The organism is Chitinivibrionales bacterium (assembly GCA_035516255.1).
In the GTDB taxonomy this organism is placed as follows: Bacteria; Fibrobacterota; Chitinivibrionia; order Chitinivibrionales; family FEN-1185; genus FEN-1185.
Map to the genome: position 1 here is coordinate 166,060 of DATJAL010000016.1, position 6,741 is coordinate 172,800.

8 protein-coding genes are annotated in these 6,741 nt (G+C 51.9%); 5 read left to right on the forward strand and 3 right to left on the reverse strand.

Going from position 1 to position 6,741, the window contains the following annotated elements; all coding sequences use genetic code 11:
• Nucleotides 1-140: 140 nt before the first annotated feature.
• Nucleotides 141-536, reverse strand: coding sequence for a hypothetical protein (locus tag VLX68_05795; GenBank protein ID HUI91744.1), 396 nt, complete (start codon nt 534-536; stop codon nt 141-143).
• 34 nt (nt 537-570) lie between these two features.
• Entirely contained in the window at nt 571-1,038 is a 468-nt protein-coding gene (locus tag VLX68_05800; protein HUI91745.1) for a 23S rRNA (pseudouridine(1915)-N(3))-methyltransferase RlmH, read from the reverse strand.
• A gap of 205 nt (nt 1,039-1,243) precedes the next feature.
• Here VLX68_05800 and VLX68_05805 point away from each other — a divergent pair, with 205 nt between their 5' ends.
• The gene (locus VLX68_05805; protein HUI91746.1) at nt 1,244-2,707 is read left to right on the forward strand and encodes a radical SAM protein; all 1,464 of its coding nucleotides are present in this window, start codon (nt 1,244-1,246) and stop codon (nt 2,705-2,707) included.
• Between the two features lie 46 nt (nt 2,708-2,753).
• Here VLX68_05805 and VLX68_05810 read toward each other — a convergent pair whose 3' ends face one another.
• Nucleotides 2,754-3,692 (reverse strand): glucosyl-3-phosphoglycerate synthase, encoded by a 939-nt coding sequence (locus VLX68_05810; GenBank protein ID HUI91747.1) that lies wholly within the window; start codon nt 3,690-3,692, stop codon nt 2,754-2,756.
• A gap of 128 nt (nt 3,693-3,820) precedes the next feature.
• Here VLX68_05810 and rplM point away from each other — a divergent pair, with 128 nt between their 5' ends.
• The 4 genes from rplM (at nt 3,821) to tsf (ending at nt 6,635) form a co-directional block, all read left to right on the forward strand.
• Nucleotides 3,821-4,249 carry a 50S ribosomal protein L13 gene (gene rplM / locus VLX68_05815; GenBank protein ID HUI91748.1) on the forward strand — a complete coding sequence of 143 codons (429 nt, stop codon included), beginning with the start codon at nt 3,821-3,823 and terminating at the stop codon, nt 4,247-4,249.
• Nucleotides 4,250-4,308: 59 nt separating this feature from the next.
• On the forward strand, nt 4,309-4,689 hold the full coding sequence (gene rpsI, locus VLX68_05820; GenBank protein ID HUI91749.1) for a 30S ribosomal protein S9: 381 nt from the start codon (nt 4,309-4,311) through the stop codon (nt 4,687-4,689).
• 132 nt (nt 4,690-4,821) lie between these two features.
• Nucleotides 4,822-5,700, forward strand: coding sequence for a 30S ribosomal protein S2 (gene rpsB, locus VLX68_05825; protein HUI91750.1), 879 nt, complete (start codon nt 4,822-4,824; stop codon nt 5,698-5,700).
• An 11-nt stretch (nt 5,701-5,711) separates the two neighbouring features.
• Nucleotides 5,712-6,635 carry a translation elongation factor Ts gene (tsf, locus tag VLX68_05830; GenBank protein ID HUI91751.1) on the forward strand — a complete coding sequence of 308 codons (924 nt, stop codon included), beginning with the start codon at nt 5,712-5,714 and terminating at the stop codon, nt 6,633-6,635.
• Nucleotides 6,636-6,741: the final 106 nt, after the last annotated feature.

The window sequence follows — 6,741 nt, forward strand, 5'->3', positions numbered from 1 at the left end:
CAATATGTTGTGGCAGAAGGCTTTCTTTTTTCCTTGCAAAGCCCGACGCCCGAGCGGTAATTTACAAAAGGAGAATTGTTGTCAGGCAGGAAAAATTACCCTTTAGTCACGGAATCAGAAGGCATCACACGCGGGAAGATCTATTTCACACCCTGTCGAACCCATTGTGAATCGTTGCCGGCCACCGAGAGACGAAGCACGCATTCCTGCTTGTATAAAACGGCGCCGATATGTGCCTGCGATACGATGTCGAGCAAAGCAGTGTCAGCGGTTTTCCTGCGCGCAGCGGTGGCCGAATACCATCCGCCATCATAATCTGTTCTGGGAAGAGTCCCAGTCCAGGAGGGATTTTCTTTTATATAAGCAAGCGCCTGCAGAAGACCATATTCGCTGATCTCAACGGCCTTTCTGTTGAGAGTTTCCTGATCGCTCTGCCTGCTGTTGAGGAACAAGAAGATTGATACTGCGACAACCGCCAGCGTTGCGATGATCAAGACTATTCTTGTGCCAACGCCGCCATGATGTCCAAGAATCATGAAAGAAACCCTTTGATCCTTTTTCTCCGCTTCCTTATTTATGATAAGGATGCCCTTTAAATATAGTAAATGCCCTGTAAATTTGTTCTAGCAGCACCACGAGCGAAAGCGTATGGGGATAGGTGAGCGGGGAAAGACTCAGTATTTCATGGCAGGATTTTTTAACCGCCGGTGACAAGCCGTATGCTCCCCCTATAATAAAGGAAAGAGAACCTCGCATGCCACGTGCGACAAGCCAGGTTGAAAAGTCCTTGCTCCCCAGGGGGCATCTCCCTTCCTCAGAAAGCGCTATACGGTATGACCGCTCCGGCATTTTAGCAAGAATCGCCTTACCCTCGGCCTCAAGCAGCTCGCTTTTTGCAAACGAGTGACTGGCGGGTGATTTAAGGTAGGACACGGTCATCGAAGCAAAGGGTCGGATAAGTGCCTGATACCGCTCGATCTCCTGGCTAAGCGTTCCAGATTTTTTTCCGATTGTGAGAATGGTGATGGAAAAATGCATTGATTGTTGTTTTCCAGACAGTAAAATAATTTTTTACCGGAATGAAATCTCCCGGAAAATATGGTCCCTTACATGATTGAGCTTAACAAATCATTGATAATTGTTTCCCCAGGTATTTTCCTCACTTGTCATTTCCATAAAACATTTTTACCTTGCCGGATTGGAATAGTTCCGCTTATCTGCATAGACGACCTCATCAAGGAAAATGATGCCAAAGGCCAAACCAGAAATTGATGTCCTCCTCACCTATCCCGCCGATCCGGTACGGGTGTTTGATTCGATTGTCCCCCTCGGCATTGCCAGTATCGCAGCCATGCTTGAGACACATGGCTATTCCGTCAAGGTTTTGGACTTTAATTTCTATCACGGTGATTTCAGCAGGGACCTGTTGCAATGGAACCCGAAATTTGTGGGCATCGGGGGCACCACGGCAACCCGCAAGGGAAGCTTTCTCACCGCGCGCCTTGTGAAGGCATCCCTTCCCTCTGTGCCCGTGGTGTTCGGCGGCCCCCATGCGAGCTTTACCGTTGCCGATTCCCTCTCCAACATTCCTGAAATCGATTTCGTGGTGAAAGGGGAAGGCGAATACCCGTTTCTCGGCCTGTGCAATCATTTTATAAAAGGCATGGCCGCCGACCCATTGTCTCTCCCCGGCGTTTGCAGCAGGTCAACAAACGGTATAATCGAAAACGCTTTCCGTCGCATTGAAAATCTAAACGATCTTCCTGTCCCTGCCCGTCATTTGTTTGCCGGCAACTATTCCCTGAAACTTGATTTTTTCAATTTGAAGGCGGAATGTATCATAACCTCGCGGGGATGTCCGGCATGCTGCACATTCTGCTCGGCGTCGCGCATGTTTCCCGGCGGCGTGCGGTACCGAAGCATGAATCATATCAAGCGGGAGCTTGATGTGCTCATTCATGGAAAGGACATCTCCGCACTCAAACTTTTCGACAGCACCTTTACGTCCAGTCCCGAACATGTTTTGGCGTTTTGCGACATGATCCGACCCTACAACCTTTCCTGGGAATGCGAGGTGCGGGCGGACACGGTTGATCGCCAAATGCTGTTGCAAATGAAACGGGCAGGATGCGTTTATATTAATATGGGCCTCGAAACTTCATGCAGGCACCTTTTGGCCCGGACTGCAAAAAACATAACCAACGAACAGGTTGAGGCGTGCCTTGGCTGGTGCCGCGAAATCGGCATAAAGACCAAACTCTTCATGATCTTCGGCCATCCTGGCCAGACCTTTAGTGACTGTCGAGAGGATATTTCATACATCAAAAAAAACAGGAAAATGATAGATTTTTTCGCCACCACCGTGGGCATGAGGGTGTATCCGGGAACTGCGCTGGAAACGCAATTGAAAAAGTACAAACTCATTCCCGGTGATTTTTCATGGGCAGGGTACAAGGCGCCGTTAAAAAACTGGCTTCTTTTTGAACCCGGCGACGTTATGATTCTTGATCAACAGGGCCTGAACTTCTTTGCGCTTTTTGGAGTGATTCTGCTCTTGGCAAGACAAAGGACTCTAACGTCGGGGTCCTACATTATGAAAATGCTCGGGCTCAATGCCAGGGTCTACGGTTATAGGATTTTCTTAGGCATTATCCAATTGAAGCATAAGCTTGTCAGATTGATCACCAGTCCGCGTGGGAAACAATGAGGCAGCCTCTGCAGAAAATGCCAACCGTACTCACGAACACTTTTTATCATCTCTTTTTTTCTTGTCCGGCGGTTTTCACTTCTGTAAAGCTGGGAAGCTCCACTTCCCTGATTTGGGCGCGCTCCGGTCCGTTGGCGCCCTTCAGGAACATGGCGTCCAGGAGGGGAACCTTGAGCGACAGCACATTTTCCCTCTCCAGCTTCCGAAAGAGTGTCTGGATAATACCGAAGGCCATGCGCGACAGTTCGTGCGTGGGCCTGTTGCGGTGGCAGCGGGTGCCCATGTCCACCTGGACAAAATGCGAAAGTCCGAACGCCCGGTAAAGGTCGAATATCATCCCTATTTCCACGCCATAGCCGCTCGAAAACGGCAGCCGCTGCACCGGGCCCCGGCGAAAGGCATATTCACCGGACAGCGGCTGGTAAATGCCGGCAAGCTCAGGCTCAAAAGCGCACAACAGGGGCCGCACCAGTATTTCGGTCACCCTGCCGCCGTAGTTTTCGTAGATGTGGCTGTTGAGCTTCAAGGGCCGGTTATAAAATGCCTTTGCAAAAATGACCTCACCGTCGTTGAGAAAAGGCCCTGCAAGGCCATAGACAAAATGCGACTGGAAATTGCTGATGTCGGCGTCCACGCAGATGATGATGTCGCCTTTTGCCACGAACTGCGATTTCCAGAGCGCGCTCCCTTTGCCGGGCGGTGCATCATACTGGGGTAGAATATCGGATACATTATATATTTTAGCTCCGGCCTTTTTTGCGATGGAGACTGTGGCATCCGATGAATTGCTGTCCATCACGATGATTTCGTCGAGAAGACGCACCTCTTCCACAAGCTCTTTTCTTGCTTTTTCAATGATGTACCCTACTGTTTTTGCCTCATTGAGGGTGGGAATGACGAGGCTGATGCTGGTGCCCGAGGCCTTTTTCTTCCCTGCAAGGGACGCAAGCGGCAGGAAATCTTCGTGGCGGTATTCTCTGATCATGAACGCTGCAAACAACTCCTTTCACGGAGGGTACTAATATACATATTGACACATAATTCATCTATGTTATATATTACGAGGCATTATACAGAAGCAAAACCGCGATTTTTGACGGAGCAAGAGGAAGAATGAAAACCATCGTTGTGAATTCCGACACCATTTCCCATGACTGGTTTGTGGTTGACGCCGCAAACAAGGTGCTGGGCAGGCTCGCATCGACCGTTGCGCAGATATTGATCGGAAAGGACAAAGTCGCCTATTCGCCCAACCAGGACCACGGTGACAACATCATCGTGGTCAATTCCGACAAAGTCAAGCTCACCGGCAAAAAAACCGAGCTTAAGACCTATTTCAGCCACTCAACGTATCCGGGGGGCAAACTGGAGCGGCCTTTCAAAAAACAGATGCAGTTGGATTCCACCCAGGTCATCATCCGTGCGGTGAGGGGCATGGTCCCCAAAAACAAGCTTGGCAGGGACATCATGCGCAAGCTCCATGTGTATAAAACCGCCGCGCACCCGCACGCGTCACAGAAACCCAAGGAACTTTCAATCTGAAATCGGTTTGCAATAATATTGCAGTAATATAAAGTAAGGAGTCTGTTACATTGGAAAACGTGCTTTCTGCAACCGGGAAAAGAAAAACGGCCATCGCCAGCGTGATCCTGAAGCCGGGAAAAGGCGAACGGATCATCAACGGCCTTCCCATCAAGGAATACCTTAAAAGCGAAGTGCTGATGCTTGACGTCGAGCAGCCCTTTGAGGTGCTTGCCGCGGGGAATTCGTATGACGTGGTCGCGCATGTCCAGGGCGGCGGACTGAGCGGCCAGGCCGGGGCGATCCGGCTCGGCATTTCCCGTGCGCTGGCAAAGGTGAGCGATGAATACCGCAAGCAGCTGCGCAAGAAGGGACTTGTCACCCGCGATTCCCGCGTTGTGGAACGGAAAAAATACGGTCAGGCAGGAGCCCGCAGGCGGTTCCAGTTCTCTAAGCGTTGATTTCTTTTTTCTTCACATAGTTATCACACACGCTGCCAGCAAAAGACGGGTGCCCCTCCCCTTGGGGGAGGGGTCATCTTTTGCGCCAGTATGGAGCGTGGCGGATCAACCCAACAGTAAAAGGAGTCTTACATGTCTTCTCTCACTCTGCAAGACCTGCTTGAAGCAGGGACCCATTTCGGCCATCAGACAAAACGCTGGAACCCCAAGATGCAGCGTTTCATCCTCTGCCCCCGGAACGGCATTTACATCATCGACCTCAACAAGACCATGGCCAGCCTCGACCGGTACCTCAACTGCGTCCGCGACGAGGTGAAAAAGGGCGGCCGCGTACTGTTCGTGGGCACTAAAAAACAGATCAAGGACTGCATTCGCGAGGAAGCCACGCGCTGCAACATGCCCTATGTCACGGAGCGCTGGCTGGGCGGCATGCTCACCAATTTCCAGACGATCCGGCAGAGCATTGCCAAACTGGAAAAAATTGAGGCGATGGAGAAAGACGGCACCATGGAGGCGCTTCCCAAAAAGGAAGTGCAGTCGCTTGCGAAAAAGAAGGAAAAGCTGCTGGTGATTTTAAGCGGGGTGCGCACTCTCGCCAAGCTGCCCCGCGTGGTTTTCGTGGTTGACACCATCAAGGAACAGATCGCGATCGCCGAGGCACGGCGCTTAAAGATCCCCATCGGCGCCATTGTTGACACGAACTGCGATCCCGACGAAATCGACTTTCCCATCCCGGGCAACGACGACGCCATCAAATCCGTCCAGCTCATCACCAGGACGGTCGCCGACGCAGTGCTCGAGGCGGGCGGGCCCGTGCCTGCCGCCGAAGAAACCGAAAAGCCGGTGAAGCCGGAGCTCGCCGCCGCTGAGGCAACCGAAGAAATCGAGGAACTCCTCGAAGCGTCCGAGGTTCCGGAAACGATCAAGGGCGACGAGACCGAAGGCGCGGCAGGGGCCAAAAAACACCGTGTCGTGCGCAAGAGAATCACCAAATTCATAGAAGAAGAATAAGGAGAAAGGCAATGGAGATATCGGCAACCGCGGTCAAGGAACTGCGCGAAAAAACCGGCCTTGGCATGATGCTGTGCAAGAAGGCCCTTACGGAATCAAACGGAGACATGAAGCTTGCCATTGAAGCGCTGCGCAAGCAGGGACAGGCCACCTTGGCCAAACGCGCCGGGAAGGCCGCAAAACAGGGAAAAGTCACCATTGTTTCCGATGCCGGCGCGGCCATCGCATTCGAGGTGAACTCGGAAACCGATTTTGTCGCAAAGAACGAGGATTTTCTCGGCTTCATTTCGACCATCGGCAAAGTGGTTCTCGAAAAGAAACCTGCCGACCTTGAATCGGCAAAGGCGCTGCCGCTGGCCGAATTTGGCGGGCTCACTTCTGAAGCGAAGATTCTTGAGCTCGTTGCCAAAATAGGCGAAAACATTTCGTTCCGCCGGTACAAAAAAGAAACCGTTGCCGGCGTACATGAAAAGCTTTTTACCTACACGCACGGCGAAGGCAGGATCGGCGTTCTGGTGAAGCTTGCCTGCGCCAATGCCGAAGCCGCCGCCGCTCCCGCGGTCGCAGACCTCGGCAAGGACCTTGCCATGCAGGTGGCCGCTGCCAATCCAATCGCCATCGACCGCGCATCCATCAACAAGCTTTTCGCCGCGCTTGTCGAAAAGGAAAAAGAAATCTATTTTACCCAAGCGCAGACCTCGGGCAAACCCGAAAAGGTGTGGCCGAAAATCGTGGAGGGGAAGCTCGAGAAGTTCTACAAAGAATCCGCGCTCCTTGAGCAGCCGTACATCCGCGACCCGGACCGGCCCGTTTCTGAAAGAATCAAGGACGCCGAAAAAGCGGTATCATCCCCCATCACCGTTGTTTCCTTTACCCGCTTTGAACTGGGGGCGGAAGAATATGGACCTGACTCCTTAAAATGGACACTCGTTTAGGCACATTGGTTCAACTTTACAGACTCAAATATACGGGGCGGCATGCCGATCGCCGTATGGATTCTCTGGCCATTATACACATGCTCAATATACTCAAACAATTCTC